The organism is Caulobacter sp. FW305-C-30-S16 (genome assembly GCF_058783025.1).
Genome location: NZ_JBYSYH010000003.1, coordinates 301,193 through 327,640 on the forward strand (window position 1 = coordinate 301,193; position 26,448 = coordinate 327,640).

24 protein-coding genes are annotated in these 26,448 nt (G+C 68.5%); 9 read left to right on the forward strand and 15 right to left on the reverse strand.

Features of this window, described 5'->3' with window-relative positions; translation table 11 throughout:
* The first annotated feature begins 36 nt into the window (after window positions 1-36).
* Window positions 37-1,173: a bifunctional 2-C-methyl-D-erythritol 4-phosphate cytidylyltransferase/2-C-methyl-D-erythritol 2,4-cyclodiphosphate synthase gene (locus tag AC3WJT_RS13535; RefSeq protein ID WP_492343650.1), complete on the forward strand. Its 1,137-nt coding sequence runs from the start codon at window positions 37-39 to the stop codon at window positions 1,171-1,173.
* A gap of 93 nt (window positions 1,174-1,266) precedes the next feature.
* Here AC3WJT_RS13535 and AC3WJT_RS13540 read toward each other — a convergent pair whose 3' ends face one another.
* Window positions 1,267-3,510, reverse strand: a complete 2,244-nt coding sequence (locus AC3WJT_RS13540) for a spermidine synthase (protein ID WP_492343651.1) — start codon at window positions 3,508-3,510, stop codon at window positions 1,267-1,269.
* Between the two features lie 83 nt (window positions 3,511-3,593).
* Here AC3WJT_RS13540 and AC3WJT_RS13545 point away from each other — a divergent pair, with 83 nt between their 5' ends.
* Entirely contained in the window at window positions 3,594-4,082 is a 489-nt protein-coding gene (locus AC3WJT_RS13545; protein WP_492343652.1) for a CinA family protein, read from the forward strand.
* Window positions 4,083-4,208: 126 nt separating this feature from the next.
* Here the strand turns inward: AC3WJT_RS13545 and AC3WJT_RS13550 are convergent, their stop codons facing one another.
* Window positions 4,209-4,658, reverse strand: coding sequence for a type II toxin-antitoxin system RatA family toxin (locus AC3WJT_RS13550; protein ID WP_492343653.1), 450 nt, complete (start codon window positions 4,656-4,658; stop codon window positions 4,209-4,211).
* Window positions 4,659-4,674: 16 nt separating this feature from the next.
* The gene (gene lipA, locus AC3WJT_RS13555) at window positions 4,675-5,628 is read right to left on the reverse strand and encodes a lipoyl synthase (protein ID WP_492343654.1); all 954 of its coding nucleotides are present in this window, start codon (window positions 5,626-5,628) and stop codon (window positions 4,675-4,677) included.
* Between the two features lie 229 nt (window positions 5,629-5,857).
* Between lipA and AC3WJT_RS13560 the strand changes: the two genes are divergently transcribed.
* The 3 genes from AC3WJT_RS13560 to AC3WJT_RS13570 all read left to right on the forward strand — a co-directional run bounded on the left by AC3WJT_RS13560 (window position 5,858) and on the right by AC3WJT_RS13570 (window position 8,959).
* Complete coding sequence (locus tag AC3WJT_RS13560; RefSeq protein ID WP_492343655.1) at window positions 5,858-6,907, forward strand: alpha/beta fold hydrolase; 1,050 nt, start codon at window positions 5,858-5,860, stop codon at window positions 6,905-6,907.
* 80 nt (window positions 6,908-6,987) lie between these two features.
* Entirely contained in the window at window positions 6,988-8,547 is a 1,560-nt protein-coding gene (locus AC3WJT_RS13565) for an AMP-binding protein (RefSeq protein WP_492343656.1), read from the forward strand.
* Between the two features lie 28 nt (window positions 8,548-8,575).
* Window positions 8,576-8,959, forward strand: coding sequence for a DoxX family protein (locus AC3WJT_RS13570; RefSeq protein ID WP_492343657.1), 384 nt, complete (start codon window positions 8,576-8,578; stop codon window positions 8,957-8,959).
* Between the two features lie 93 nt (window positions 8,960-9,052).
* Here the strand turns inward: AC3WJT_RS13570 and lpdA are convergent, their stop codons facing one another.
* From lpdA to eno, 7 genes are all read right to left on the reverse strand, one after another.
* Window positions 9,053-10,459: a dihydrolipoyl dehydrogenase gene (lpdA, locus tag AC3WJT_RS13575; RefSeq protein ID WP_492343658.1), complete on the reverse strand. Its 1,407-nt coding sequence runs from the start codon at window positions 10,457-10,459 to the stop codon at window positions 9,053-9,055.
* A 4-nt stretch (window positions 10,460-10,463) separates the two neighbouring features.
* Window positions 10,464-11,819, reverse strand: coding sequence for a pyruvate dehydrogenase complex dihydrolipoamide acetyltransferase (locus AC3WJT_RS13580; RefSeq protein WP_492343659.1), 1,356 nt, complete (start codon window positions 11,817-11,819; stop codon window positions 10,464-10,466).
* Window positions 11,820-12,221, reverse strand: coding sequence for a GFA family protein (locus AC3WJT_RS13585; RefSeq protein WP_492343660.1), 402 nt, complete (start codon window positions 12,219-12,221; stop codon window positions 11,820-11,822).
* A gap of 151 nt (window positions 12,222-12,372) precedes the next feature.
* A complete protein-coding gene (locus AC3WJT_RS13590) occupies window positions 12,373-13,749 on the reverse strand; it encodes a pyruvate dehydrogenase complex E1 component subunit beta (protein WP_492343849.1) in 1,377 nt (458 codons plus the stop codon).
* A gap of 14 nt (window positions 13,750-13,763) precedes the next feature.
* On the reverse strand, window positions 13,764-14,804 hold the full coding sequence (pdhA, locus tag AC3WJT_RS13595; protein WP_492343661.1) for a pyruvate dehydrogenase (acetyl-transferring) E1 component subunit alpha: 1,041 nt from the start codon (window positions 14,802-14,804) through the stop codon (window positions 13,764-13,766).
* A gap of 76 nt (window positions 14,805-14,880) precedes the next feature.
* Window positions 14,881-15,177 (reverse strand): FtsB family cell division protein, encoded by a 297-nt coding sequence (locus tag AC3WJT_RS13600; protein ID WP_492343662.1) that lies wholly within the window; start codon window positions 15,175-15,177, stop codon window positions 14,881-14,883.
* A 221-nt stretch (window positions 15,178-15,398) separates the two neighbouring features.
* The gene (gene eno / locus AC3WJT_RS13605) at window positions 15,399-16,679 is read right to left on the reverse strand and encodes a phosphopyruvate hydratase (RefSeq protein WP_492343663.1); all 1,281 of its coding nucleotides are present in this window, start codon (window positions 16,677-16,679) and stop codon (window positions 15,399-15,401) included.
* Between the two features lie 266 nt (window positions 16,680-16,945).
* Between eno and AC3WJT_RS13610 the strand changes: the two genes are divergently transcribed.
* A complete protein-coding gene (locus AC3WJT_RS13610; RefSeq protein ID WP_492343664.1) occupies window positions 16,946-17,722 on the forward strand; it encodes an enoyl-CoA hydratase in 777 nt (258 codons plus the stop codon).
* Between the two features lie 123 nt (window positions 17,723-17,845).
* Here the strand turns inward: AC3WJT_RS13610 and AC3WJT_RS13615 are convergent, their stop codons facing one another.
* The 4 genes from AC3WJT_RS13615 to secG all read right to left on the reverse strand — a co-directional run bounded on the left by AC3WJT_RS13615 (window position 17,846) and on the right by secG (window position 21,404).
* A complete protein-coding gene (locus AC3WJT_RS13615; protein WP_492343665.1) occupies window positions 17,846-18,790 on the reverse strand; it encodes a retroviral-like aspartic protease family protein in 945 nt (314 codons plus the stop codon).
* 183 nt (window positions 18,791-18,973) lie between these two features.
* Window positions 18,974-19,156: a 50S ribosomal protein L32 gene (rpmF, locus tag AC3WJT_RS13620; RefSeq protein ID WP_492343666.1), complete on the reverse strand. Its 183-nt coding sequence runs from the start codon at window positions 19,154-19,156 to the stop codon at window positions 18,974-18,976.
* A gap of 103 nt (window positions 19,157-19,259) precedes the next feature.
* On the reverse strand, window positions 19,260-20,909 hold the full coding sequence (pyrG, locus tag AC3WJT_RS13625; protein WP_492343667.1) for a CTP synthase: 1,650 nt from the start codon (window positions 20,907-20,909) through the stop codon (window positions 19,260-19,262).
* A gap of 60 nt (window positions 20,910-20,969) precedes the next feature.
* Entirely contained in the window at window positions 20,970-21,404 is a 435-nt protein-coding gene (secG, locus tag AC3WJT_RS13630) for a preprotein translocase subunit SecG (RefSeq protein ID WP_492343668.1), read from the reverse strand.
* Between the two features lie 113 nt (window positions 21,405-21,517).
* On the opposite strand from secG, the gene AC3WJT_RS13635 reads away from it, so the two are divergent.
* Window positions 21,518-22,033, forward strand: a complete 516-nt coding sequence (locus tag AC3WJT_RS13635; RefSeq protein WP_492343669.1) for a GNAT family N-acetyltransferase — start codon at window positions 21,518-21,520, stop codon at window positions 22,031-22,033.
* Between the two features lie 34 nt (window positions 22,034-22,067).
* Here the strand turns inward: AC3WJT_RS13635 and tpiA are convergent, their stop codons facing one another.
* Window positions 22,068-22,817 carry a triose-phosphate isomerase gene (gene tpiA, locus AC3WJT_RS13640; RefSeq protein WP_492343670.1) on the reverse strand — a complete coding sequence of 250 codons (750 nt, stop codon included), beginning with the start codon at window positions 22,815-22,817 and terminating at the stop codon, window positions 22,068-22,070.
* A 95-nt stretch (window positions 22,818-22,912) separates the two neighbouring features.
* Between tpiA and AC3WJT_RS13645 the strand changes: the two genes are divergently transcribed.
* Window positions 22,913-24,910: a peptidylprolyl isomerase gene (locus AC3WJT_RS13645; RefSeq protein WP_492343671.1), complete on the forward strand. Its 1,998-nt coding sequence runs from the start codon at window positions 22,913-22,915 to the stop codon at window positions 24,908-24,910.
* A complete protein-coding gene (gene trpE / locus AC3WJT_RS13650) occupies window positions 24,907-26,442 on the forward strand; it encodes an anthranilate synthase component I (protein WP_492343672.1) in 1,536 nt (511 codons plus the stop codon). Before AC3WJT_RS13645 ends, trpE begins: the two co-directional genes overlap by 4 nt.
* Window positions 26,443-26,448 lie beyond the last annotated feature (6 nt).

The following is a 26,448-nucleotide window of genomic DNA, read 5'->3' on the forward strand; positions in this document are numbered from 1 at the left end:
GTTGGAACTGCAACGACCCGGCCCTAGACAGGGAGCATGAGCTTCTCAGTCGTCATCGTCGCCGCGGGCGGCGGAACCCGGGCCGGACCCGGCCTCGCCAAACAGTGGCGCGTCGTGGCCGGCAAGCCGGTGCTGCGCTGGTCCGTCGAGGCCCTGCTGGCGGCCGGCGCGCGCGAGATGGTGATCGTGGTCAGCGACGACGGCGAGCCGCTGGCGGCCGAGGCCCTGTCCGGGCTGACCGGCTGGCGGACCGTGCGCGGCGGCGCGACACGGGCCCTGTCGGTCCAGGCCGGTCTCGGAACGATCGATGGCCCGTCGGACGAGCCGGTGCTGGTGCACGACGCCGCCCGCCCCTTCGTCACGGCGGCGCACGTCGAGGCGCTGCTGACGGCCCTCGCCGACGCCGACGGCGCGATCCCGGCCCTGCCGGTCGCCGACACCCTCAAGCGTGAGGGGCCGAACGGGCTGACCACCACGCCCCGGGAGGGCCTCTGGCGCGCTCAGACGCCCCAGGCGTTCCGCCGCGACCGGCTGCTGGCCGCCTATACCGCCTGGTCCGGCGGCGAGCCCACGGACGACGCCCAGGTGGTCGAGGCGCACGGCGGCCGCGTGGCGCTGGCGCCCGGCGATCCCCGCCTGCTGAAACTGACCTTCCCCGAGGACTTCGAGATGGCCGAATTGCTGGCGGGCGGAACCCGCATGACCCGCATGGGCCAGGGCTTCGACGCCCACCGCTGGGGCGCCGGCGAGGCCGTCTGGCTCTGCGGCGTGCGCATTGACCATGATCAGACGCTGGTCGGCCACTCCGACGCCGACGCCGGCCTGCACGCCCTGACGGACGCCCTCCTCGGCGCCATCGGCGAAGGCGACATCGGCGACCACTTCCCGCCGACCGACCCGAAATGGAAGGGCGCCTCGTCGGACCTGTTCCTGCAGCACGCCGCCGCGCTGGTGACGGCGAAGGGCGGACGGATCATCAACATCGACGTGACGCTGATCTGTGAGCGGCCGAAGATCAAACCGCACCGTCAGGCCATGCGCGAGCGGCTCGCCGCGATCCTTGGCCTCTCGCTGGACCGGGTCAGCGTCAAGGCGACCACGACCGAAGGCATGGGCTTCACCGGTCGCGGCGAAGGGCTCGCGGCCCAGGCGGTGGCTGTGGTGGAAGTCTGACGGGGACATGTACCGCAGGTACGTGTCCCCTAATCCAGATTCAGCGATCGCTCGATTGGGGGACACGTACCTTCGGTACATGTCCCCTCCGCCCTATTCCGCCAGCCGTTCCTTCACCCGCCCGATCAGCGCGCCGACGAGGTTGGTGTAGTCGTCGGTCCAGGGCCGCGTGAGGGTCGGATCGGACTTTTGCCAGCGCTCATCCGCTTCCCAGGGCGCCAGCGCCGCGGCCGACCTGCCGATGATCAGGGCGTCTTCCGACGACTCCCACATGTTCGGCGTGTCCCAGTCCTTGTTGTGGCGTTGCAGCAGGGCGTACCCGCCGGCGGCCTGCGCCACCGCCATCGCCGGCGCGCGCAGCTCCAGGTTCCGGTTCGACAGGTGCAGGATCAGCACGCCGTTGGGCTTGAGCCGGGTCAGGTAGCCCTTCACCGCCTCGACGGTCAGCAGGTGCGCCGGCACCGAGTCCGACGAGAAGGCGTCGATCAGCAGGATGTCGAAAGCCTCCGCCGGCTGCTTCTCCAGCGTCAGCCGGGCGTCGCCGAGGACAAAGTCGACCGGGCCCTTGGCGCACTTCGTTGTGTAGTCAAAGTCGCCGGACGTATGGGCGATGCGCACGACGAGCGGATCGATCTCGAAGAAGGTCAGGTGGTCCCGGGGCCGCACATAGGCGGCCACAGAGCCGGTCCCAAGGCCCACGGCGCCGATCCGCAGGGCCGGCGACATGGCCTGCCAGGAGGTGAAGACCTGCCCGATCGGCGTCTCCGGCGCATAGTAGACCAGCGGTCGGCAGCGATAGCGCGGGTCCCTGGCCTGGGCGCCGTGCAGGGTCGTCCCGTGGGCCAGCATCCGCACCTCGCCGCCGAGGCCGGAAATCTCCGTGCGGGTCTGCCGCAGGACGCCGAAGAAGCTGCGATCGGTCTGGATCACGTCCGCGCGGTCGCCGACAGCGTTGGCGGTGAACAGCAGGGTGACCATCAGCGCCAGCATGAACAGCGCCCGGTCCCGCACGAGGAATACCGCCACCGTGGTCGTGGCCAGCGCCAGCTTGACCGAGAGGGTCGGCCCCAGCTGCTTGACCGCGATGGCGGCGGCGAGCGCGGCCAGCACGCCGACGGCGATAACGCTCATCTGCCAGTAGGTCAGCTTGCCCTTGCCCCAGGGCCGGGCGAGGCAGGACAGCGCCAGGATCAGGGGGTACTCGATCACCGTCCGGAAGATCACCGGCGCAAGGAAGGCGTTGAACGAGCCGCCGACCACGCCGCCCAGCGACATGCAGAGGTAGAACTCTGTCAGATGTTCCGGATCAGGCCGGCGCGCCACGAGCGCCGTGTGACAGACCAGCGCGGTCAGGAAGAAGCAGGCCAGGTGGACGAAAATCTGTAGCTCGATGGCGTTGGCCCCGAACTGCAGGGTCGCGGCGCAGGCGGCGACGGCCGCGGCCTGGAAGGTCAGGGCGCCCGCGGTCGGGATCAGCGGCTTGACCTGGAAGGCGATGATGAAGGTGATCAGGTAGAGCGCCAGCGGGGCGACCCACAGGAAGGGCGCTGACGCGACATCGGTGGCCAGGTGGGCGGTGACCCCCAGCATCAGGCTGGACGGGATCGCCGCCAGCGCCACCCAGATCGCCCGCTCGCGCCAGGTCGGCGTGGGCGTGGTCTTGGCGGGCGCGGCGGTCGACTCGCCCGCCGGAATTTCGGACCGCTTCCAGACCATGATGGCCAGCGAGGCGAGGATCAGCACGAACACCCAGTAGCCGCTGCTCCAGGTCCAGCGCTGGGTATGCAGCGTCAGCAGCGGCTCCATGACGATCGGATAGGCCAGCAGCGCCAGCAGGCTGCCGAGGTTGCTGGCGGCATACAGGCTGTAGGGCTCGCTCGCCCCCTGCCCCCGGAACACCCGCGCATGCCAGGCCTGAACCAGCGGCGCCGTGGCCGACAGGATCGCGAACGGCAGGCCGATGGACAGTGCCAGCACCGCCAGCAGCCAGAGGGCCGGATGGTCTGACGACGGCTCGCCCGCCAGGCGCGAGATGCTCAGCGGAAACAGCGTCAGGCCGGCGATGGCCAGGGCGGTGATGTGAACGGTGATCTGCCGCCGGACCTGCGGGATCTTCTGCAGGAAGTGCGCGTAGCCGTAGCCGGCCAGCAGGGCGATCTGGAAGAAGGCCATGCTGGTGTTCCACACCGCCGGCGAGCCGCCGAGCAGGGGCAGCACCAGTTTGGCCACCATCGGCTGGACCATGAACACCAGCGCCGCGCTGGTGAAGACACTCACCACAAAGATGGGCGGCGTGCGGACCGCGGGTGTCGCGGGGGCCTCGATCGTGTCTGTCATGGCTCGAATCGGCTTGTCAGTCGGAGGTGCAGGATGTTGGGCTGTATCGTTACGATTTGACCAGCCCTTCGGAGACCGCCGGTATGTTCCCCCTCGAAGTCGAGACCCTCGCCCGGCTGCTGATCGACGAGGTGCGGGAACGGCATCTGCGGGTGACGACGGCGGAAAGCTGCACGGGCGGGCTGGTCGCCGCCGCGATCTGCTCGATCCCCGGGGCGTCGGACATCTTCGACCGCGGCTTCGTCACCTACACCAACCGCGCCAAGGAAGAGATGCTGGGGGTCCAGGGCGACATGCTGGCCGACTTCGGCGCGGTGTCCGAGCCAGTGGCCCGGATGATGGCCGAGGGCGCCCTGGCCAACTCCCGCGCCCACATCGCCGTGGCGATCACCGGCGTGGCCGGCCCGGGCGGCGGGTCACCGATGAAGCCGGTCGGCACGGTGCATATCGCCACGGCGAGGAGCACGGGCGGCATTCGGCATCGTCACGAGGTGTTCGACGGCGAGACCCGGCTGGACGTGCAGATGGCGGCGGTCGCGGTGGCGCTGCAGATGATGCGGGACGCGATCTGAGTGCGTCCTTCGAGACGCGGACCTGAGGGTCCGCTCCTCAGGATGACGGGCGGGGTTTGATTGCACCCATCCTCGTCATGGTGAGGAGCGAGGCATCAGCCGTGCGTCTCGAACCACGCACCCTGCCTACGCCGCCCCGTAAAGCACCCTCGCCCGGTCATCGAAGCACTGGATCAACCGCTGCACCGCGTGGTCGAAGTTGGCGTTGAGCAGGCGGTCGAGGAAGGCCAGCTTGAACTCGAAGTCGATCTCGAATTCAACGCAGACGCCCTCGGGGTGATCGACGAACCGCCAGCGGTTCTGCAGTCGCCGGAAAGGCCCGCTGAGCAGGTTGACGTCGATGGTTCGCGCCGTCGCGTCGCGGCGCACGCGGGTCGAGAACCGTTCCTTCAGGAACGAGAACCCCACGGCCGCCTCGGCGTCGAGCATCGTCACGCCCTCGCCAGGATCCTGACGGTTCCAGACCCGCAGGGCCGTGATCCAGGGCACGAACTCCGGATACCGCTCCACGTCGCCGACGAGCTGGAACAGCTGGTCCGGCGTGTAGGGCAGGATGCGGGTCAGTCTGTGCTTCAAACCGCCCGGCCCTGTCCTAGCGGGCCTCGAGCGCTTCGCGCGCGGCCTTCAGCTGCGCGAAGTCCTCGCCGGCGTGGTGCGAGGAGCGGGTCAGGGGGCTGGCCGAGACCATCAGGAAGCCCTTGGCCCGGGCGATCGCCTCATAGGCGGCGAACTCGTCGGGATGAACGAACCGGTCGACGGCCGCGTGCCGGCGGGTCGGCTGCAGATACTGGCCGATGGTCAGGAAATCGACGCCGGCCGAACGCATGTCGTCCATCACCTGCATGACCTCCTCCTTGCTTTCGCCGAGGCCGACCATCAGGCCGGACTTGGTGAAGCGGCGGGGATCGCGATCCTTGACCCGCTCGAGCAGGCGGAGGGAGTTGTAGTAGCGGGCGCCGGGCCGGATGGTCAGATAGAGCCGCGGCACGGTTTCGAGGTTGTGGTTGAACACGTCCGGCGCCGAGTCGATGACGATCTCGGCCGCGCCATCCTTGCGCAGGAAGTCGGGCGTCAGGATCTCGATGGTCGTGTCCGGCGCCGCGGCGCGGATGGCGTAGACCACGGCCGCAAAGTGCGCCGCGCCGCCGTCTTCCAGGTCGTCGCGGTCGACCGAGGTGATGACCACGTGCTTGAGACCCATCTTCGCCACCGCCTCGGCCACGCGGGCGGGCTCGGTGGGGTCCAGGGCGTTCGGCTTGCCGGTGATGACATTGCAGAAAGAGCAGGCGCGCGTGCAGATCTCGCCCATGATCATCATGGTCGCGTGCTTCTGGGTCCAGCACTCGCCGATGTTCGGACAGGCCGCTTCCTCGCAGACCGTGGTCAGGCCGTGCGAACGGACGATGTCGCGGGTCTCGTTATAGCCGGCCGAGCCCGGCGCCCTCACCCGCAGCCAGTCGGGCTTGCGCAGCAGCGGCGTTTCGGGCCGGTTCGCCTTCTCGGGATGGCGCGGACGCGCCTTCAGGGTGTCGATCACCGTGGCCATGGGGCCTAGATCGTCCTTCCGGGGCGCGGGATCAAGCGTAGAGGGGCGGAAAGATGGTGCGTCCCTCGAGACGCCCCTTCGGGGCTCCTCAGGATAACGAAAAGGGGTTCGGTCGCCCAAGATTTCGTCATGGTGAGGCGCGAGCCTCAAGCGAGCGTCTTTAACCCCGCAACCTCCCGCCGCGTGCACGCTCTTGCGAGCGCCTTCCAAGGCCACGACACTCGCCGCAATGCGCGCCCGCCTTCTCCTAGCCGGCTTCCTGTTGCTCCTCACCGCCTGTGGCGGCGGGGATGGCGGCGGTGCATTCGTCGAGAGCCGCATTCCGCCCGCGCTCTCACCGCGCTTCTGGGCGCCGGAAGGCTGGGCCTGGGGGCTGCTGAAGATCGGCGACGCGCCCGCCCAGCGTTACGGCGTCTCCTCGACCCCGATCACGCCCCAGGCCCAGGTCCTGATTCTCACCGGCTATGGCGAATCCGCCGAGGTCTGGTTCGAGACCGCGCGCGACCTGAACGCCCGTGGCTACAGTGTCTGGGTGCTGGAGCGCGCGGGCCAGGGCGGGTCGGAGCGCTACGTCCTGCCCCGCGATCTCGGTCATGTTCCGGACTTCAAGGCCGATATCCGCGCGGTGAAGACCCTGTCACGGATGATGATCGCCAGCACGCCCGGCGCGCCGATCGTCTTCCTGGGTCATTCCGACGGCGGCCTGGTCGCGATCGCCGCGATCGAGCAGGGCGCGCCGGCCGAGGGGCTGATCCTGTCGGCGCCCGCCTTCGCCGGGCCAGACCCCGTCGACACCGGCAAGGCGGCGCTGGTGCGCGCGGGCCTTGGCCGCCTGCCCGCCGCCATGAACACCGGCTGGACCCGCGAAGCGCCGGACGCCCGGGCGCAGGGCCTGACCGGCGACATCTGGCGCGGCGCGGTCGGCAAGGCCTGGCAGACGGCCAACCCCGACCTGCGCATGGGCGGCCCGAGCCTGGGCTGGCTGGCCGGCTTCCGCGCGACGTCAAAGACCATCGAGCCCGGCCTCGCGACGCTCGAAACCCCGACCCTGATGCTCACCGGCGGCGCGGACCGTCAGGCTGACGCTGCCGCACAGACGCGAATCTGCAAGTCCATGACCAAATGCCGGGCCTACGGTCTGGCGTCCGGCCGACACGCCCTGCACCTCGAACGGGACGCCGTGCGCATCCCCTGGCTGGCCGCCGTCGACAGCTTCGTGCGCACCCGCGCCGGCTCCCGGCCGATCCTCATCCAGAGCCCGCCTGCTCACGGACTGTAACGGACCTTTTCAAGCGGGAACCCGGACGATAGGGTTCCGCCAACAATACTGGTGGGAAACATCCGGGGAGTTTCACCCATATGCCGCGTGCTTACGACGCGCGGGCCGGGGAGCGGTCTGTCTTTGACGCCCTTCTCGAAGCCCGCGACCGATACGGGGCCAAGAAGCCGATCCTTGAGGATCAGAACCGTACGCCGCTGACCTATACCGACCTGATCCGGGGCAGCTTCGCCCTGGGCCGGAAAATCGCGGGGATCACCGAAAAGGGCGAGAACGTCGGCGTGTTGCTGCCGTCCAGCGCCGGCGCGGTGGTCACCTTCTTCGGCCTGCACGCCTTCGCGCGCATCCCGACGATGCTGAACTTCACTGCCGGCCTGCGGAACCTGCGCGGCGCCTGCAAGCTGGCCGGGGTGAAGACGGTCCTTACCGCTCACGCCTTCATCGAACAGGGCAAGCTGCACGATCTGATCGACTCGCTGGAGAACGGCGGCTGCAAGATCGTCTACCTCGAAGACCTGCGCGAGCAGATCGGCCTGGCCGACAAGCTGTACGCCGCCGCGGCCGGGGCCTTCCCGCAGCGGTTCCGGGCGAAGCTCCGCCCTGACGAACCGGGCGTGATTCTGTTCACCTCGGGCAGCTTCGGCGCGCCGCGCGGCGTGGTGCTGAGCCACAAGAACCTGGTCAGCAACGTTCACCAGATCGAGGCGCATATCGACCTCGACCCCGACTGGGTGATGTTCAACCCGCTGCCGACCTTCCACTGCTTCGGCCTGACCGGCGGCGTGCTGCTGCCGATCCTGACCGGCATGAAGGCGTTCCAGTATCCCTCGCCGCTGCACATCAAGCAGATCCCGGCCCTGATCCGGGACGCCAAGGCCTCGATCCTGCTGGCCACCGACACGTTCGTGAACCAGTACGCGCGCTCGGCTGATCCCGGCGACCTGTCGGGCCTGAAGTTCATCGTCTGCGGCGCCGAGAAGGTCCGCGAGGAAACGCACAACCTGATCGCCGAGCGGTTCGGCAACGTGCCGGTGCTGGAAGGCTACGGCGCGACCGAAGCCTCGCCCGTGGTGGCGGTCAACAAGCCGACCGACAACCGTCGGGGCACCGTCGGCGGCATGCTGCCCGGCATGGAGACGCGGATCGAGACCGTCGAGGGCATCCCCGGCGGCGGTCGCCTGTTCCTGCGCGGCCCTAACGTCATGGCCGGCTATCTCAACGACAAGGGCGGGGTCGATCCCCTGCCCGACGGCTGGCACGACACCGGCGACGTGGTCTCGATCGAGGGCGACGATCGCTGGGTCACCATCAAGGGCCGGGTCAAGCGCTTCGCCAAGATCGGCGGCGAGATGGTCTCCCTGACGGCCGCCGAGGATCTGGCCGTCGCGGTCTGGCCGGACGGCCGTCATGCGGTGATCTCGATGCCCGACGCCAAGAAGGGCGAGCGGCTGATCCTGTTCACCGATCGCTCTGACGCCACCGTGGCGCCGCTGCTGGCGCACGCCCAGTCGCTGGGCGCGCCGGAGCTGTCGGTGCCGCGCAAGATCGTCAAGATTCCGGAGGTCCCTGTCCTGGGCACCGGCAAGACCGACTACGTCGCCATCCAGCGTATGGCCGAAACGGAAGCGCGGGCGGCGTAGCGAAATCCTTCTGGGGGAGGAAGACGCTATGGAACGACTGTTTGGTTACGCGCCGCAGGCGCAGGCCTTGTTGCGCATCGTCGCGGGGCTCGCCTTCCTGCAACACGGCCTGATGAAGATCTTTCAGTTCCCGGCCGCGGCCATGGACGGCCCGCTACCGCCGATCATGCTGGCCGCCGGCTGGCTGGAGATCGTCGGCGCGGCGCTGCTGATCCTGGGCCTGTTCACCCGCCCAACCGCCTTCGTCCTCTCGGGGATGATGGCCGTCGCCTACTGGATGGTCCACGGCTCCAAGGGCCTCTACCCGGCCCTCAACGGCGGCGAGCCGGCCCTGCTGTTCTGCTTCATCTTCCTGTTCCTCGCCTGCGCGGGACCGGGCGCGTGGAGCGTCGACGGCGCGCGGAAGAAGTAGCGCCGCCGGGGACATGTACCGCAGGTACGTGTCCCCTAAACCCCGTCGCCGCTCGATTGGGGGACACGTACCTGCGGTACATGTCCCCTTCGGTCAGATGTGCAGCGCTCTCCCATAAGCGTCCAGCACGCTCTCGTGCATGGCCTCGCTCATGGTCGGGTGGGCGAACACCGTGGCCATCAGGTCTTCCTCGGTGGCCTCCAGCGTCATGGCCACGGCGAAGCCCTGGATCATCTCGGTGACCTCGTGGCCGATCATGTGGGCGCCGAGCAGGGCGCCGGTCTTGCCGTCGAACACCGTCTTGACGAAGCCCTCGATCTCGCCGGCGGCGACCGCCTTGCCGTTCACCCGGAACGGAAAGCGGCCGACCTTCGGCTCATGACCGGCCGCCTTGGCGGCGGCTTCGGTCAGGCCGACGGAGGCGATCTGCGGATTGGAATAGGTGCAGCCGGGAATCGGCGCCGTCAGGTTGGCCGGCTTCAGCCCGGCGATATGCTCGATGCAGTGGACGCCCTCGTGGCTGGCCTTGTGCGCCAGCCATGGTGGGCCGGCGATGTCGCCGATGGCGTAGAGACCGGCGACATTGGTCTTGCCGTGGCTGTCGGTGACGATGTGGCCCCGGTCGACCGTGACGCCCAGCGCCTCGAGCCCCAGGTTCTCGACGTTGCCGGTGATGCCGACCGCGACGATGGCCACGTCCGCCTCCAGCGTCTCGGCCTTGCCGCCGGCCTCGAGCGCCACGGCGACGCCGGTCTTGCTCTTGCTCAGCTTCGTGACCTTGGCCGCCACGCGGAACTTCAGCCCGCGCTTCTCGAACGCCTTGTGGGCGGTCTTGGAGACCTCTTCGTCCTCGACGGGCAGGATGCGATCGAGCGCCTCGATCACGGTAACGTCTGCACCCAACGCCCTGTAGAAGCTGGCGAATTCGATGCCGATGGCGCCCGAGCCGATGACGATGAGGCTCTTTGGGCAGGCTTTCGGCACGAGCGCGTCCCGATAGGTCCAGACCCGGTCGCCGTCGCTCTCCAGACCGATGGCCGGGATGGTCCGCGCCCGGGCGCCGGTGGCCAGGATCACGTGCTTCGCTGTGATCGTCCGCTTGCCGCCGGCGTTGAGCGCAACGGTGACTTTGGGCGCGGGCGCGCCCTTTTCCAGGCTCGCGGCGCCGAACAGCACCTCGATCTTGTGCTTCTTCATCAGGAAGGCGACGCCGCCCTCCATCTTCTTCGCCACGCCGCGCGACCGCTCGATGATCTTGCCGAAGTCGAAACTCGCGCCGCTGGCCGACAGGCCGTAGTCACCCAGGTGCGACAGCTGCTCATAGACCTCGCCGCTCTTGAGCAGCGCCTTGGTCGGGATGCAGCCCCAGTTGAGGCAGATGCCGCCGAGCTCGGCCCGCTCGACGATGGCGGTCTTCAGTCCCAGCTGGCTGGCGCGGATGGCGGTCACATAGCCGCCTGGGCCGGAGCCGATGACGATGACGTCGAAATCCATGGTCACGGCCTCAAACGATCATCGTCAGGGGATCTTCGATCAGCGCCTTGAACACGCTGAGGAAACGGCCGCCGATAGCGCCGTCGACCGCGCGGTGGTCGCAGGTCAGGGTCACGGTCATCACCGTGGCGATGACCAGGGCTCCGTTCTTCACCACCGGCCGCTGTTCGCCCGCTCCGACGCTGAGGATACAGGCCTGCGGCTCGTTGATGATCGAGGCGAAGCTCTTGATGCCCATCATGCCCATGTTGGAGATCGAGAAGGTGCCGCCCTGGAACTCCTCGGGCTTGAGCTTCTTGTCGCGGGCCCGGGCGGCCAGATCCTTGGCCTCGACGGCGATCTGCGCCAGGCCCTTGGTCTCGGCGGCGCGGATGATCGGGGTGATCAGGCCGCCGTCGATGGCCACGGCCATGGCGATGTCGGCGTGGTGGTGCAGGGCGATGCCCTCGGGCGTGTAGCTGGAATTGGCTTCCGGCACGCGCTTGAGCGCGACGGCCGCGGCCTTGATCACCAGGTCGTTGACCGAGACCTTCACGCCGTCCTTCTCGAGCATGGCGTTGATCTTCGCCCGCGCCGCCAGCAGGCCGTCGATCTCCAGATCGATGGTCAGCGGGAAGTGCGGCACGTCGCGGAAGCTGTCGGTCATCCGCCGGGCGATGGTCTTGCGCATGCCGTCGAGCGGGACGAGGTCGTAGCTGCCGGCGGGGATGCCCTGCTGTTCCAACGACTGGACCTGACGGGTGGGCGCGGTGACGGGCGCGGCTCCGGTCGAGGCCGGAGCGCTGGTGGGGGATTTGCCGCGGGCGGCGTCGACGTCGGCCTTGATCACCCGCCCATGCGGGCCCGACCCCGCGATGGACTTCAGATCAATGCCGGCGGCCTGGGCCAGGCGGCGCGCCAGCGGCGAGGCGAACACGCGCTCGCCCGACGCGCCGTTGAGCTTGGGCTCGGGCGCCTTGGTCGTTGCGCCGGTCTCACCGGCGTCCTGCACGGGTGGCGCGGGCGGTGCGGCCTTCGAGACGGCCGCTGGCGCGGCCTCCTCAGGCTGACGAGAAGTCTTGGGCCCACCCTTTGCGTCATCCTGAGGAGCCGGCGCAGCCGGCGTCTCGAAGGACGCAACCTCCCCCTCCCCGGCCAACCGCGCGATCACGGCATTGACCTTGACGTTCTCGGTCCCGGCGACAACCAGCAGGGCCTCGACGACGCCCTCGTCGACGGCCTCGACCTCCATGGTCGCCTTGTCGGTCTCGATCTCGGCGATGACGTCGCCCGCCTTCACCGTGTCGCCGGCCTTCACGTGCCATTTCGCCAGCGTCCCCTCCTCCATGGTCGGGGACAGGGCGGGCATGAGGATCTCGATGGACATTCAGTCTTCCTTACTGAGATGCGCCAGGGCGGCCGCGTGGGCCTCCCAGTTCTGGCCGTCGAAGGCTTCGATGCGCAGATCGAGGCCCTCGGTGGTGTCGAGGCAGCGGGCGTTCACCGACCAGCCGTCCGGGTTGGACCTGGGCCGGTAGAAGCTCTTCACGCCGCAGACCTTGCAGAAGGTGTGTTTCGCGACGCCGGTGTTGAAGGTGTAGGTGGTGATCTGGTCGGCACCGGAGGTCAGGCGGAAGCGGCTTTCCGGCACGATGATGTGGATGAAGCCGACCTTCTCGCACATGGAGCAGTTGCAGGTCTGGGCCTCGACCACGGCCGGCAGGTCCGCCTCGAAGCGGACGGCGCCGCAGTGGCAGCCGCCGGTGTGGACGTGGGTTTCAGTAGTCATAACTGACATCCCGTGCGTGGTTCGAGACGCTCGGCTGGGGCCTCGCTCCTCACCATTACGAACTGGGGTGCCATCAAACCTTGCCCGTCATCCTGAGGAGCGGCGAAGCCGCGTCTCGAAGGACGCAGGGCCGGATGTGCCAGCGAAAGCATCACCGGTAGCAAACCGCCTTCACCGCCCGGACGATCTTGTCCGGACCGGGCAGCGACAGGGCTTCCAGGTTGGCGGCGTAGGGAAGCGGGACGTCTTCCTGGTGGACGCGCAACGGCGGGGCATCGAGGTAGTCGAAGGCGTGCTCGACCACCCGGGCGACGATCTCGGCGCCGACGCCCATGGGGCCCCAGCCTTCCTCGGCGCTGACCAGGCGGTTGGTCTTGCGCACGCTCTCCAGGATGGTCTCGTGGTCCAGCGGGCGCAGGGTGCGCAGGTCGATGACCTCGGCCTCGATGCCTTCCGCGGCCAGTTCCTCGGCGGCTTTCAGCGCCAGGCCGACCATGCGGCTGTGGGCGGTGATGGTCACGTCCTTGCCCTCGCGGCGGACCTTGGCCTTGCCGATCGGCACGACCCAGTCCTCGACATCGGGGATGTCGAACTCGATGCCGTACATCATCTCGTGTTCGAGGAAGACGATCGGGTTGGGGTCGCGGATGGCCGCCTTGAGCAGGCCCTTGGCGTCGGCCGCGTCGTAGGGCGCGATGACCTTAAGGCCCGGGATCTGGGCGTACCAGGCGCTGTAGTCCTGGCTGTGCTGGGCGCCGACGCGGCTTGCCGCGCCGTTGGGGCCGCGGAAGACAATCGAGGATTTGATCTGGCCGCCAGACATGTAGAGCGTCTTGGCGGCGGAGTTGATGATCTGGTCGATGGCCTGCATGCCGAAGTTCCAGGTCATGAACTCGACGATGGGCTTGAGGCCCGCCATCGCGGCGCCGACGCCCAGACCGGCGAAGCCGTGCTCGGTGATCGGCGTGTCGATCACCCGCTGGTCGCCGAACTCCTGCAGCAGCTCGCGGGAGACCTTGTAGGCGCCCTGGTACTGCGCGACCTCCTCGCCCATCAGGAAGACGTCGCCGTCGCGGCGCATCTCCTCGGCCATGGCGTCGCGCAGGGCGTCGCGGACGGTGATGCGGATCATCTTCGTGCCGGCGGGGATCTCGGGGTCGTTCAGGGGCTTGGGTGCGGCCTTCGAGACGGCCGCTGGCGCGGCCTCCTCAGGCTGACGAACAGTTTTGGCTTCAGGGACGAGGCTACCCGGTGCGTCATCCTGAGGAGCCGGCGCTGCCGGCGTCTCGAAGGACGCACTGGCCTCCCCTTCACCCAGCAGCGCGATCGGCGTGTTGACCTTCACGTTCTCGGTCCCGGCAGGCACGAGGATCGCGCCGACGACGCCCTCGTCGACCGCCTCGACCTCCATGGTCGCCTTGTCGGTCTCGATCTCGGCGATAACGTCGCCGGCCTTGACCGTATCGCCCTCTTTCACGTGCCACTTGGCGAGGGTGCCCTCCTCCATCGTCGGGGAGAGGGCCGGCATGAGGATCTCGACGCTCACTGCGCGGCCTCCAGATAGACGTCGGTGTACAGCTCGGACGGGTCCGGCTCGGGACTGGTGCGGGCGAACTCGGCGGAGGCGGCGACGATGGCCTTCACCTCGGCGTCGATGACCTTCAGCTCGTCCTCGGTCACCTTCACCGACGCCAGACGTTCGCGAAGGTGTTCAATGGGATCGCGGGTTTTCTTGACCTCGTCGACCTCTTCCTTGGTGCGGTATTTGGCCGGGTCGCTCATCGAGTGGCCGCGGTAGCGATAGGTCTTCATCTCGAGGATGTAGGGCCCCTTGCCGCTGCGGGCGTGCTCGGCGGCGCGGGCGCCGGCCTCGGCCACCGCCTCGACGTCCATGCCGTCCACTTCCTCGCCTGGAATGTTGAACGAAATCCCGCGCTTGTGCAGGCGGGTTTCAGAGCTCGAGCGCTCGATCGAGGTGCCCATGGCGTACTGGTTGTTCTCGACGACATAGACGACCGGCAGGCTCCACAGCTCGGCCATGTTGAAGCTCTCGTAGACCTGGCCCTGGTTGGCCGCGCCGTCCCCGAAGTAGGTGAAGCTGACGTTGCCGTTCTTCTTGTACTTGTCGGCCAGCGCCAGGCCGGTCCCGAGGCTCACCTGCGCCCCGACGATACCGTGGCCGCCGTAGAAGCCGGCCTGCGTCGAAAACATGTGCATCGACCCGCCCTTGCCCTTCGACGAGCCGCCCGCGCGGCCCGTGAGCTCGGCCATCACCTCGTTGGGATCCATGCCGGCGGCCAGCATGTGGCCGTGGTCGCGGTAGCCGGTGATGATCTGGTCGCCGGGCTTGCGGATGGCGTCCATCCCCACGGCGATGGCTTCCTGACCGATGTAGAGGTGGCAGAAGCCGCCGATCAGACCCATGCCGTACAGCTGGCCGGCCCGTTCCTCGAACCGGCGGATCAGCAGCATGTCGCGGTAGTATTTCAGCAGCAGCGCCTTGGAAGCGCCCTTCGCACCGGCCTTGACACCGGTGTCATCACCCTTGCCCGATGATGTTTCCGCTTTACGCGCCCGCGCCATTGAATGCTCCCCTGGATCGTCTCATTGCGGCCGGTTCGTCCCTCGCTGAGCGCCGGGACGGAAAATTCCACCCCGGTCAGGGCTTGGTGCGGATCACATAATCTTTCGGGTCCGCGAATCCCAGAAGAGAACGCGCACGTTCCTCAAGAAGGTCCGCCGACAGGCTGCCGTCACGTAATAGCCGGGCGCGGGCCTCCAGGTCCAGCCTGCGACTGTGCAGAACCTGCAGTTCGCTGGTTCGTTCCGCGAGCAGCGCCCGGCGCTGTGATCCGAGCAGCAGACCGCGCTCCCCGGTCAGGCCGTGGAACACGAAATAGACGATCAGCCCGAAGAGGGCGAAGGTCGGAAGAAGAGGCTGCAGGCGTTGGAACACGCTGGCGAATCCGGGCGGCGGTACCGGAGCACATTGCCGAGAGCGTGGTTAAGCCCACCCTAATGCTCCCCACCTGTAGGGAGCTGTCAGGCGGAGCCTGACTGAGGGGCATCGCCATCGTCAGGCAGGCGAGTCAGAACGCGGATATTCACCACGCCCCGCGCTGCCCCTCCACCGCGCTCCGCGCGGTCCCCCTCCCCGCTTCGCGGAGAGGAAGAGCTCTACCCCTGCTTGATCGCCTTGCGGCCGAGGTAGACCGCCTGGTCGTCCAGCTGCTCCTCGATGCGCAGCAGCTGGTTGTACTTGGCCGTACGGTCGGAGCGGGCCAGCGAGCCGGTCTTGATCTGCCCGCAGTTGGTCGCCACGGCGAGGTCGGCGATGGTCGCGTCCTCGGTCTCGCCCGAGCGGTGGCTCATCACGGCGGTGTAGCCGGCGCGGTGGGCCATATCGACGGCGTCGAGCGTCTCGCTGAGCGTGCCGATCTGGTTGACCTTGACCAGGATGGAGTTGGCCAGGCCCTTGTCGATGCCCATCGACAGGCGCTCGGGGTTGGTCACGAACAGATCGTCGCCGACCAGCTGGATCTTCTTGCCCAGGGCTGCCGTCAGCAGGCCCCAGCCCTCGAAGTCGTCTTCGGAGCAACCGTCCTCGATCGTGACGATCGGGAACTTGCTCACCAGCCCTTCGAGATAGGCGACCATGCCCGCCGGATCGACGGTTTTGCCTTCACCCTCAAGCACATACTTGCCGTTCTTGAAGAACTCGGTGGCCGCCACGTCGAGACCCAGGACGAAGTCCTCGCCCGCGCGGAAGCCGGCCGACTCGCCCGCCTTGACGATGAAGGCCAGCGCCTCTTCGGCCGAGCCGATGTTCGGGGCGAAGCCGCCCTCGTCGCCGACGTTTGTGTTGTGGCCGGCGTCCTTGAGCGCCTTCTTCAGGCCGTGGAAGATCTCCGCGCCCATGCGCAGGCCTTCGGAGAAGGTCGCAGCGCCGGTCGGCAGGATCATGAACTCCTGGATGTCGATCGGGTTGTCGGCGTGGGCGCCGCCGTTGATGATGTTCATCATCGGCACCGGCAGCACGCGGGCCGAGACGCCGCCGACGTACTTGTAGAGCGGCAGGTCGGCGCTGACGGCGGCCGCCTTGGCCGTGGCCAGCGAGACGCCGAGGATGGCGTTGGCGCCCAGGCGGGCCTTGTTCTTCGTGCCGTCCAGTTCGATCAGCAGGCTGTCGACCCGGCGCTGATCCTCGGCGTCGACGCCGCTGAGGGCGTCGTAGATCTCGCCGTTGACCGCGGCGACCGCGTCCAGCACGCCCTTGCCGCCGTAGCGGTTCTTGTCCCCGTCGCGCTTCTCGACCGCCTCGTGGGCGCCCGTGGAGGCCCCCGACGGCACCGCCGCGCGGCCGAACGAGCCGTCTTCCAGCACCACATCGACTTCCACCGTCGGATTGCCGCGGCTGTCGAGGATTTCGCGGGCGATGATGTCGACGATCTCGGTCATGGGAGCTCCGGCGGGCAAGGTCTTGAAAAGGCGCGCCCCGATTAGCCTTCCGACCGGGAAATCGCAACCGAGGGCCGCTGCGTCCTTCGAGACGCTCGCTTGAGGCTCGCTCCTCAGGATGACGACCTCAGCGGATCGCACCCCCCTTTCGTCATGGTGAGGAGCCGGCCATCAGGCCGGCGTCTCGAACCACGCACGAACACGCGCGCCGCTTGACTGCCCCTCCGTCGCCCGGCCATCCCTGACCGTAAACAGAGGAACGCCCCATGCTGCTGCTGGTCGAGAAACAGGACGGGATCGCCGTCGTCACCCTGAACCGCCCCGAGGCGATGAACGCGCTGTCCAAGGCGATGCGCAGCGAACTCTACAAGGCCATGACGGCGCTGGATGCCGATCCGGAGGTCAGCGTAGTGATCCTGACCGGCGCGGGCGAGCGGGCCTTCACGGCCGGCCTGGATCTGAAGGAGCTGGGCTCCGATCCCAAGGCGATGAGCGCGGCCAACGCCGACGGCGCCGACGAGAACCCGGTCAAGGCGATCGAGCTGTGCACCAAGCCGGTGATCGGCGCGATCAACGGCGTGGCCATCACCGGCGGCTTCGAGGTGGCCCTGGCCTGCGACGTGCTGATCGCGTCCGAGAACGCCCGCTTCGCCGACACCCACGCCCGCGTCGGGATCATGCCGGGCTGGGGCCTGTCGCAGAAGCTGTCGCGGCTGATCGGCATCTACCGGGCCAAGGAACTGAGCCTGACCGGAAACTTCCTCGATGCGAAAACCGCCTGCGAGTGGGGCCTGGTCAATCGCGTCGTGCCGGCGGCCGACCTGCTGACGGTGGCGAAGAAGCTGGCCGCGGACATGGCGACCATCCCGGTCGAGACGCTGACCACCTACAAGCGGACCATCGACGGCGGCTATGCGCTGTCGTTCGCCGAGGGCATGGCGTTCGAGAACAAGACGTCCACGGCCAACAACCGGCTCGTGACCCCGGAGGCCGTGGAAGCGCGGCGCGCGGGCATCCAGGCGCGGGCGCGCACGCAGGGCTGATTGTCAGATGCTCCCCATCGGGGGAGCTGTCAGGCCGCAGGCCTGACTGAGGGGGTCCGCTCAGATGCGGGGTGACCCCCTCCGGCTCGCCGAAGGCGAGCCACCTCCCCCGATGGGGAGGATTTACGCCAGCCAGATCTGCGGATCGGCGCCGACGCGGAACATCACCCGGCGGCGGCCGTAGTCCATCTCGACCCGCGAGAACAGCCGCAGGACGTTGACGCCCAGGAGGATGGTCGGCCGGTCGGCCATGCCCCATTGGGCGAACAGGTCGAGGTCGGCGATCAGCACGGGAATGTCAGAGAATCGCAGCCCGCCCAGCCGCACCGAGTCGAGCCGTCGGAGCTCGGCCGTCGCCTGGTGGCTGGTCACGCCGTAGAGCGGCACGGTCCGTCCCAGGCCACGCCAGCCGCCGCGATTGCTGATCGATTCGGCCAGGGCTGAGTTGGCGATGCTCATCCCGGCGCCCGAATCGATGAACGCGCTGACCGGCGCGCCGTTGGCGTTGGCGTCGATCACCACGAGGCGGCCGAATCGATCGCGGGCGCTGACGAAGGCGTCGCTCGCCGTCGAGCTGGGCTTCAGGGCCCCCGAGGCGGCCAGGATCTCGAGCTTGCGGGCGCGGAAATCCATCACCAGGCGGCGCTTCTGCAGCGCGTCCACGCCCAGCAGCCCGTCGACTCCCAGCCGCTCCCGCGACAGCACCGGCAGGTCGAGACCCTTGAGGCTGATCTTGCCGATGGTGATTTCGGGGGCCCGGACCGTGCGCGTCAGTTCCGAGCCGGTGATCCCCTGGACCATGACATCGCGGCCTGGCGGCAGGCCGAGCTGCTCGGCCACCTCCTGCGACAGCACGGTCCGGTCAGCGCCGGTGTCGACGACGAACTGGAACGGCCCCTGCCCGCCGATCAGCACCGGAATGGTCAGGCGGTCGAAGCGATCCTCGCCCGCACCGATGATCTCTTCGGCCTCAGGCGGCGTATCCGGGGCGTTTTCATGGGCGAAAGCGATGCCGGGCGCCAGGGCGGCGCCGGACAGGGCGAGAGCGATTTGACGTCGGCTCAGCATGGGGTCCTCCCCCCGGTATTTTCAGGGAGGATAGCACGTCGCCGGACAATGGTCGCTCAAATGCGAACGGCGCCCGGAGAAGCTCCCCGGGCGCCGTCAAATCGCGTCAGTCCAGTCTTTGCCTTGTCGCGCGACGGGCGCCGAAACCGGCGGCCGTTTTCGGCTGTCGCGCTCCTGGAAGGACTAGTCTTCCTTGGGCGTGATGACCTGACGGCCGCCGTACATGCCGGTCTTCAGATCGACATGGTGCGGGCGGCGCAGCTCGCCGGTGTCCTTGTCCTCGACATAGGAGTTCGCGCCGAGGGCGTGGTGCGAGCGACGCATGTTGCGACGCGAGGGCGAGACTTTGCGTTTGGGAACGGCCATCGGATAACTCTGCTCGCTGAGCATGAAAAACAGTGACGGCGGCCGTCGGGCCGCCGCGTGAGGGCGGGTGTATGCCGGAAACCGCCCGGGGATTCAAGAGGAACTAGACCAGCCGGCTCTGTTCCTTGGCCGCCGCGATGAAGCTGGCGAACAGGGGGTGCGGGGCGAAGGGCCGGCTCTTGAGTTCCGGGTGGAACTGGACGCCGACGAACCATGGATGATCGGTCCGCTCGACGATCTCGGGCAGCACCCCGTCAGGAGAACAGCCGGTCAGCTTCAGGCCCGCCGCCTCCATCTGGTCGCGGTAGCCGATGTTGACCTCGTACCGGTGCCGGTGACGCTCAAAGATGTCCGTCGAGCCATAGATCGCCGCGACCCGGGACCCCGGCGTCAGCACCGCTTCGTAGGCGCCCAGACGCATGGTGCCGCCCAGGTCGTCGCCTTCGCGGCGCTCGACCCGCTGGTTGCCCTGCGTCCACTCCGTCATCAGACCGACCACGGGCTCGGCGGACGGGCCGAACTCGGTGGACGACGCCTCCGTCAGCCCGGAGACGTTCCGCAGCGCCTCAATGACGGCCATCTGCATGCCGAAACAGATGCCGAAATAGGGGACGTTTCGCACCCTCGCGAACTCGGCGGCGAGGATCTTGCCCTCGCTGCCCCGCTCGCCGAAGCCGCCGGGCACCAGGATGCCGTGCACGCCCTCCAGCCGGCTGGCCGCAGCGCCGTCCTCGTTTTCGAACGTCTCGCTCTCGACCCAGTCGAGGTTGACCTTCACCCGGTTGGCGACGCCGCCGTGGCTCAGGGCCTCGATCAGGGATTTGTAGGCGTCCTTGAGCACCGTGTATTTGCCGACGACCGCGATGGTCACCTCGCCGTCGGGATTGGCCAGGGTGTCGCCGATGGTCTTCCAGCGCGACAGGTCCGGCTCCGGCGCATCGCCCATGCCGAACACGTCCAGCACTTCGCGGTCCAGGCCCTGCTCGTGATAGTCGAGCGGCACGGTGTAGATCGACGAGGAGTCCATCGCCTGGATCACGGCGCTGGAGCGGACGTTGCAGAACTGGCCGATCTTGCGCTTTTCCTCGGTCGGGATCGGCTGCTCGCAGCGGCACAGCAGGATGTCCGGCTGGATGCCGATGGAGCGCAGCTCCTTCACCGAGTGCTGGGTCGGCTTGGTCTTCATCTCCCCGGCCGTCTTGATGAACGGCAGCAGGGTCAGGTGGACGAAGCAGCTGCCGCCGCGCGGAAGCTCCTGGCCCAGCTGGCGGATGGCTTCGAAGAACGGCAGGCCCTCGATGTCGCCGACGGTGCCGCCGATCTCGACCAGTACGAAATCGGCCTCCGCGCCGTTCTCGTCCAGCGCGGGCGAAAGGACGAATTCCTTGATCTCGTTGGTGACGTGCGGAATCACCTGGACGGTCGCGCCCAGATAGTCGCCGCGCCGCTCCTTCTCGATGATCGTCTTGTAGATCTGGCCGGTGGTGATGTTGTCGGCGCGGGTCGCGCTGACGCCGGTGAACCGCTCGTAGTGACCCAGATCGAGGTCGGTCTCCGCCCCGTCGTCGGTCACGAAGACCTCGCCGTGCTGATAGGGACTCATCGTCCCCGGATCGACGTTCAGATAGGGGTCGAGCTTGCGAAGGCGGACCTTGTAGCCACGCGCCTGGAGGAGCGCGCCGAGAGCGGCGGACGCGAGACCCTTGCCAAGTGAGGAGACCACGCCGCCGGTGATGAAAATGTACCGGGCCATGGGAATCCAGAATAGCGCCGATTCGGCCTCGGCGCCTGCACCATCGACAGACGGCTGAACTTACTTGCTGGGCGGGGTCTCGACCGGGGCCATGCCGCCGAGCGCGCCGTCGACGGCGGAACCCGGAGCCGTCGTGGTCGGCGCGGGCAGGCCGCGCAGCTGCGGCGCGGGCGCCGAGCCCGTCGGCGCGGCCGGCGTGGTGGCCGGCGGCGTCACCGGCGCGCTGCGTTCAATCACGCCGCCACGGTTGGCGACCGACGATCCGGCGCGTTCACGGCCCTGAACGATGGTCAGGGCGACGCACAGCAACAGGAAGATCGAGAACAGGATCCAGGTCGAGCGGGTCAGCAGGTCGCCCTGGCCGCGCGCCGTCATGAAGCCCGACGGACCGCCGCCCATGCCCAGCGCTCCGCCTTCGGAGCGTTGCAGCAGCACCGCCACGCCCAGCAGGACGGCGACGATGATCTGGATCGTGAGCAGGATATTCAGCAGCATGGGAGTTGTACGGGTCCGTTCGGCGCACGCGCCCTGTCGAAACAAGCCGGCCCCTCTAGCACCACGCGGGCGGCCACGCCATAGCTGGGCATTGTTCGCAGCTGTGCAAGTCCATGATTCTGGAAACCGAACGCCTCAAACTGACCCCGGTGACTGAAGCCGACGGGCCGCTGATCCATCCGATCATGGCCGATCCGGAGGTCATGGCGCACATGGACAGCGTCGCCATCGACGATCCGGACGTGGTCGAGGCCTTCATCCACGGCCAGTTGATCGAGATGGCCAACGAGCAGGCCTTTTACTGGTCGGTGCGGCTGAACGACGACCAGCGCTATCTCGGCAGCGTCGACCTGTCCGACATCGACTGGCGACACCATCGCGCCGAGGTCGGCTTCATCCTGGGCAAGGACGCCTGGGGCAAGGGCTTCGGCTACGAGGCGATGCAGGCGGTCATGGGCCACGCCGCGACGCTCGGCTTCAAGCGCCTGTGGGCCCGCACCCATGTCGGCAACCTGGCGTCGGAAGCCCTGCTCCGGAAGCTCGGCTTCGAGGAAGAAGGCTACCTGCGCGGCCACGTGGACCGCGACGGGGAGCGCCGCGACTGCCGGCTCTGGGGGTTGTTGCTGTAGGCAGGGGAGATGTACCGAAGGTACGTGTCCCCGGTCAGGCCGCCTCGATGATTCCCAGGAAATCCGCGGCCTTGAGCGACGCGCCGCCGACCAGCGCCCCGCCGACGTCGCGCAGCTTGAGGATCTCCGCCGCGTTCGAGGGCTTCACCGAGCCGCCGTAGAGGATCGGCACGCTCGCCCCGTGGTTGCCGAACAGCTCCACCAGCACCGCGCGGATCGCAACATGGACTTCCTCGATCTGCTCGAGGGTCGGCGTCAGGCCGGTGCCGATCGCCCAGACAGGTTCATAGGCCACGGCGAACGCCTTGCCGGCGAGCACATCCGGCAGCGAGCCCCTCACCTGCCCGGTGACGACCGAAAGCGTCCGCCCGTCCTCGCGTTCGGCCAGGGTTTCGCCCACGCAGACGATCGGCTCGAGGCTCGCCCGATGCGCCGCGCCGGCCTTGGCCGCCACCAGGGCGTCGGTCTCGCCATAGCCCGAGCGACGTTCGGAGTGTCCGACGATCACCAGGCCGGCGCCGGCGTCCGCCAGCATTTCGGCGGCGACGTCGCCCGTGAACGCCCCGCCGCTCTCGGCGCGGCAGTCCTGTCCGCCGACCTCGACGCCCGTACCGGCCAGCGCGTCCGCCAGGCGATGAATCAGGGTCGCCGGCGGACAGATCGCCACACGGGCAGCCGGCGGGCGGGCTTCGAGCGCCGCCGCCACGGCGCGCGCCTCGGCCAGGCCGGCCTCAAGGCCGTTCATCTTCCAGTTTCCAGCAATCAGCGGCCGCAGAGCGGTCATGGACGGAGCCCTCGTGGTTCAGATTCACCGCCCAGCGCCCTACGCGAAGGCGGCCGGGCTGTCACGCCGCATCCGCGCCACGCTTGCGGGGTTGGATGCGCCTCCACTATACCGCCGGGGCGGCGCAGACGCCCCGCGCTCTGAAGGTTCTTGAATCCATGCTCGCCTTTATGCGGAAGTTCGCCCGGTCGTGGGTCGGGGTCCTGTTGTTCGTGCTCCTGCTGGCGGCGTTCGCCGTGTTCGGGATCAACCAGGACCTGCTGAGCGGCGGCGTCTCCAACTACGTCGTCAAGGCCGGCGGCCGGACGGTCAGCGCCTTCGACTTCAAGCGGGAGTTCGACAGCTACAAGGAGCGGCTCGAAGAACGCTTCCAGCAGCCGATCTCGCCGGAACTGGCCAAGGAACAGGGCGTCGATCGCCGCGTGCTCGAGGAGCTGGCGTTCCGCGAATCCCTCGACGAACTGCTGGCCCGGATGGGTCTGCGCGCCTCTGACAAGATGCTGCGTGATGAGCTGGGCAAGGCCCCGGTGTTCTTCGACTCGGTCACCGGCGCCTTTGACGAACAGAAATACGCTGACGCCCTCCGCGAGAAGGGTCTGACCCCGACGGTGTTCGAGGGCATCCTGACCGACGAGATGCGCCGCAACCAGTTTGTCGCCGCCGCCGTCTCCGGTCTGCGGGCGCCCCGCGCCTATTCCGCGATCGGGGGCCTGTTCGCGCTCGAGCAGCGTGACCTGGCCTACTTCACGGTGACGCCGGCCAGCATCGGTCCCGTGCCCGCGCCGACCGACGCCGACATCAATGCCTTCCTGAAGGAAAACGCCGCGCAGATGACCCTGCCGGAATTCCGCGGCTTCACCGTCGTTCGTTTCACCGCCAAGGACTTTGAGAGCACGGTCACGGTCAGCCAGGCCGAGGTCCAGAAGCAGTTCGACTTCATGAAGGACAGCCTGTCCAAGCCGGAACTGCGCACGGTGGTCCAGATCGCCGCCAACGACGCGGCCCAGGCCGCCGCGATTATCACCCGCCTGCAGAAGGGCGAGGATCCCGCCGCGATCGCCAAGGCCTACGGCAAGTCGGCGACGACGTTCCCCGACAAGCCGCGCTCGTCCTTCTTCGATCCGGCCGTCGCCGCCTCCGCCTTCTCGCTTCCGGAAGGCGGCGTCAGCGGACCGATCAAGGGCCAGTTCGGCCTGGCGGTGGTCAAGGTCCTGAAGGTCACGGCCGGCACGACCGCCACGCTCGAGGAGCACCGCGCGGCCATCGAGGCCAAGGTGCGCGGCGACCTGGCCGGCGCGAAGATCTCCGACATGTCCAAGGTCTACGAGGACGCCCACGAAGCCGGTGCGACCCTGCCCGAAGCCGCCGCCAAGGCCGGCGTGCCGACCACGGTCTACGCCCCGGTGACGGCCGACGGCCGCGGCATGGACGGCAACCCCGTCGCCGGTATCTCGCCGCAGATCCTCAAGGCCGCCTACGACCTGGCCCAGGGTGGCGAGAGCGACATCCAGGAAGCCGGCGAAGGCGAGTACTTCGCCGTCCGCGTCGACCGTATTGTGCCGCCGGCCCTGCCGCCGATGGCCACCATCCGGCCGCAACTGGTCCGGACGATCACTTTGAAGCGCCAGGCCGACCTGATGAAGGCCCGCGCCGAGGCCCTGACCGCCCGCATCCGCAAGGGTGAGTCGATCGAGGCGGTCGCCGCCTCGGCCGGCGCAACGGTCGTCCGCGTCCCGGGCATGAGCCGCGCCACGGTGCAGGCGCACCAGGCGCTCGGCCGCGAACTGGTCGGCGGCGCGCTCGGCTCCAAGAAGGGCGAGCCGTTCACCGCCAGCGCGCCGAACTTCAGCGTCGCCGTCGCGGTCGTCACGGCGATCCGCACGGGCGACCCGGCCCAGGTGGCCCAGGCCACCGAGCAGGGCCGTCAGCAGTTCACCCAGGACATCTTCGGCGACATCGGCGAAGCCGCCCGCGGTTACGCCCGGACGAAGCTGAAGACCCGCACCGACCTGACCCGCGCCCGCATGGCCATCGGCCTTGACCAGACCCAGGCGGCAGAGGGCGAGGACGCGCCCGCGGGCAAGGCGAAGTGACGACCGAGCCGTCCTTCGACAGCTTCCGGGCGGCATGGGAGGCGGGACGGCCCCAGGTCGTCTGGCGCCGGCTGATCGATGATCTGGAGACGCCGGTCTCGGCCTATCTGAAGATCGCCCGTGATCGGCCCTACGCCTTCCTGTTCGAGTCCGTCGAGGGCGGCGCCTGGCGTGGGCGCTACTCCATCGTGGCGATGAAGCCTGACCTGGTCTGGCGCTGTCGCGGCGACGCCGCCGAGGTCGCCGAGCACGAGGCCATCGCCGAGGGCCGGTTCACGCCGCAGTCCGGCGGAGCGCTGGACAGCCTGCGCGACCTGGTCGCCCGCTCGCGGATCGAGCTGCCGGCCGGTCTGCCGCCGCCCGCCGCCGGCATCTATGGCGCGCTGGGCTACGACATGGTCCGGCTGGCCGAGCGGCTGCCGAACATCAATCCCGATCCGCTCGACCTGCCCGACGCGGTGATGATCCGCCCGTCGATCGTGGCGGTGTTCGACGCCATCGCCCAGGAAATCGTGCTGGTGACCCCCGCGCGGCCGGTGAAGGGCGTCAGCGCTGAAGCCGCCCACGCCGAGGCCATTGCCCGGCTCGACGCGGTGATGGCCGACCTTCGCCAACCCCTGCCAGCCCCCGCGCCGGAAGGCGCGCCTGGCCCGGACGTCTTCGAGACGCCGGTCAGCCGCGAGGACTATGCGGTGATCGTCGAGAAGGCCAAGGACTACATCCGCGCCGGCGACATCTTCCAGGTGGTGCCGAGCCACCGCTTCCGCGCGCCGCTCAAGGCCGCGCCGTTCGCCCTCTACCGCTCGCTACGGCGAACCAACCCCTCGCCCTTCCTGTTCTATCTGAACTTCGGACCGTTCCAGCTGGTCGGCTCGAGCCCTGAAATCCTCGTGCGGCTGCGCGACGGCAAGGTGACCATCCGGCCGATCGCCGGCACCCGCCCGCGCGGCGCGACGCCGGAGCAGGACCTGGCGCTGGAGCAGGAGCTGCTCGCCGACCCCAAGGAACGGGCCGAGCACCTGATGCTGCTGGACCTCGGCCGCAACGACGTCGGCCGCGTCGCCCGGCTGCGCGAACCGGGGCGCAACGAACCGGCGAAAGCCCAGCGCGGCCCGGCCGTCCGGGTGACGCAGAGCTTCATCATCGAGCGCTACAGCCACGTGATGCACATCGTCTCGAACGTCGAGGGCGATGCGCCGGATGGCCTGGATCCCGTCGACGTGCTGATGGCCGCCCTGCCGGCCGGCACCCTGTCGGGCGCGCCGAAGGTGCGGGCGATGGAGATCATCGACGAACTGGAGATCGAGAAGCGCGGCCTGGGCTACGCCGGGGCGGTCGGCTACTTCGGCGCCGACGGCTCGGTCGACACCTGCATCGTGCTGCGCACAGCGCTGGTCAAGGACGGGACCATGTACGTCCAGGCCGGCGGCGGCGTCGTCGCCGACAGCGACCCGGACGCCGAGTACGACGAGACCCTGCACAAGTCGAACGCCCTGCGCCGAGCAGCGGCGGAGGCCTGGCGGTTCAGCTAGGCTGCT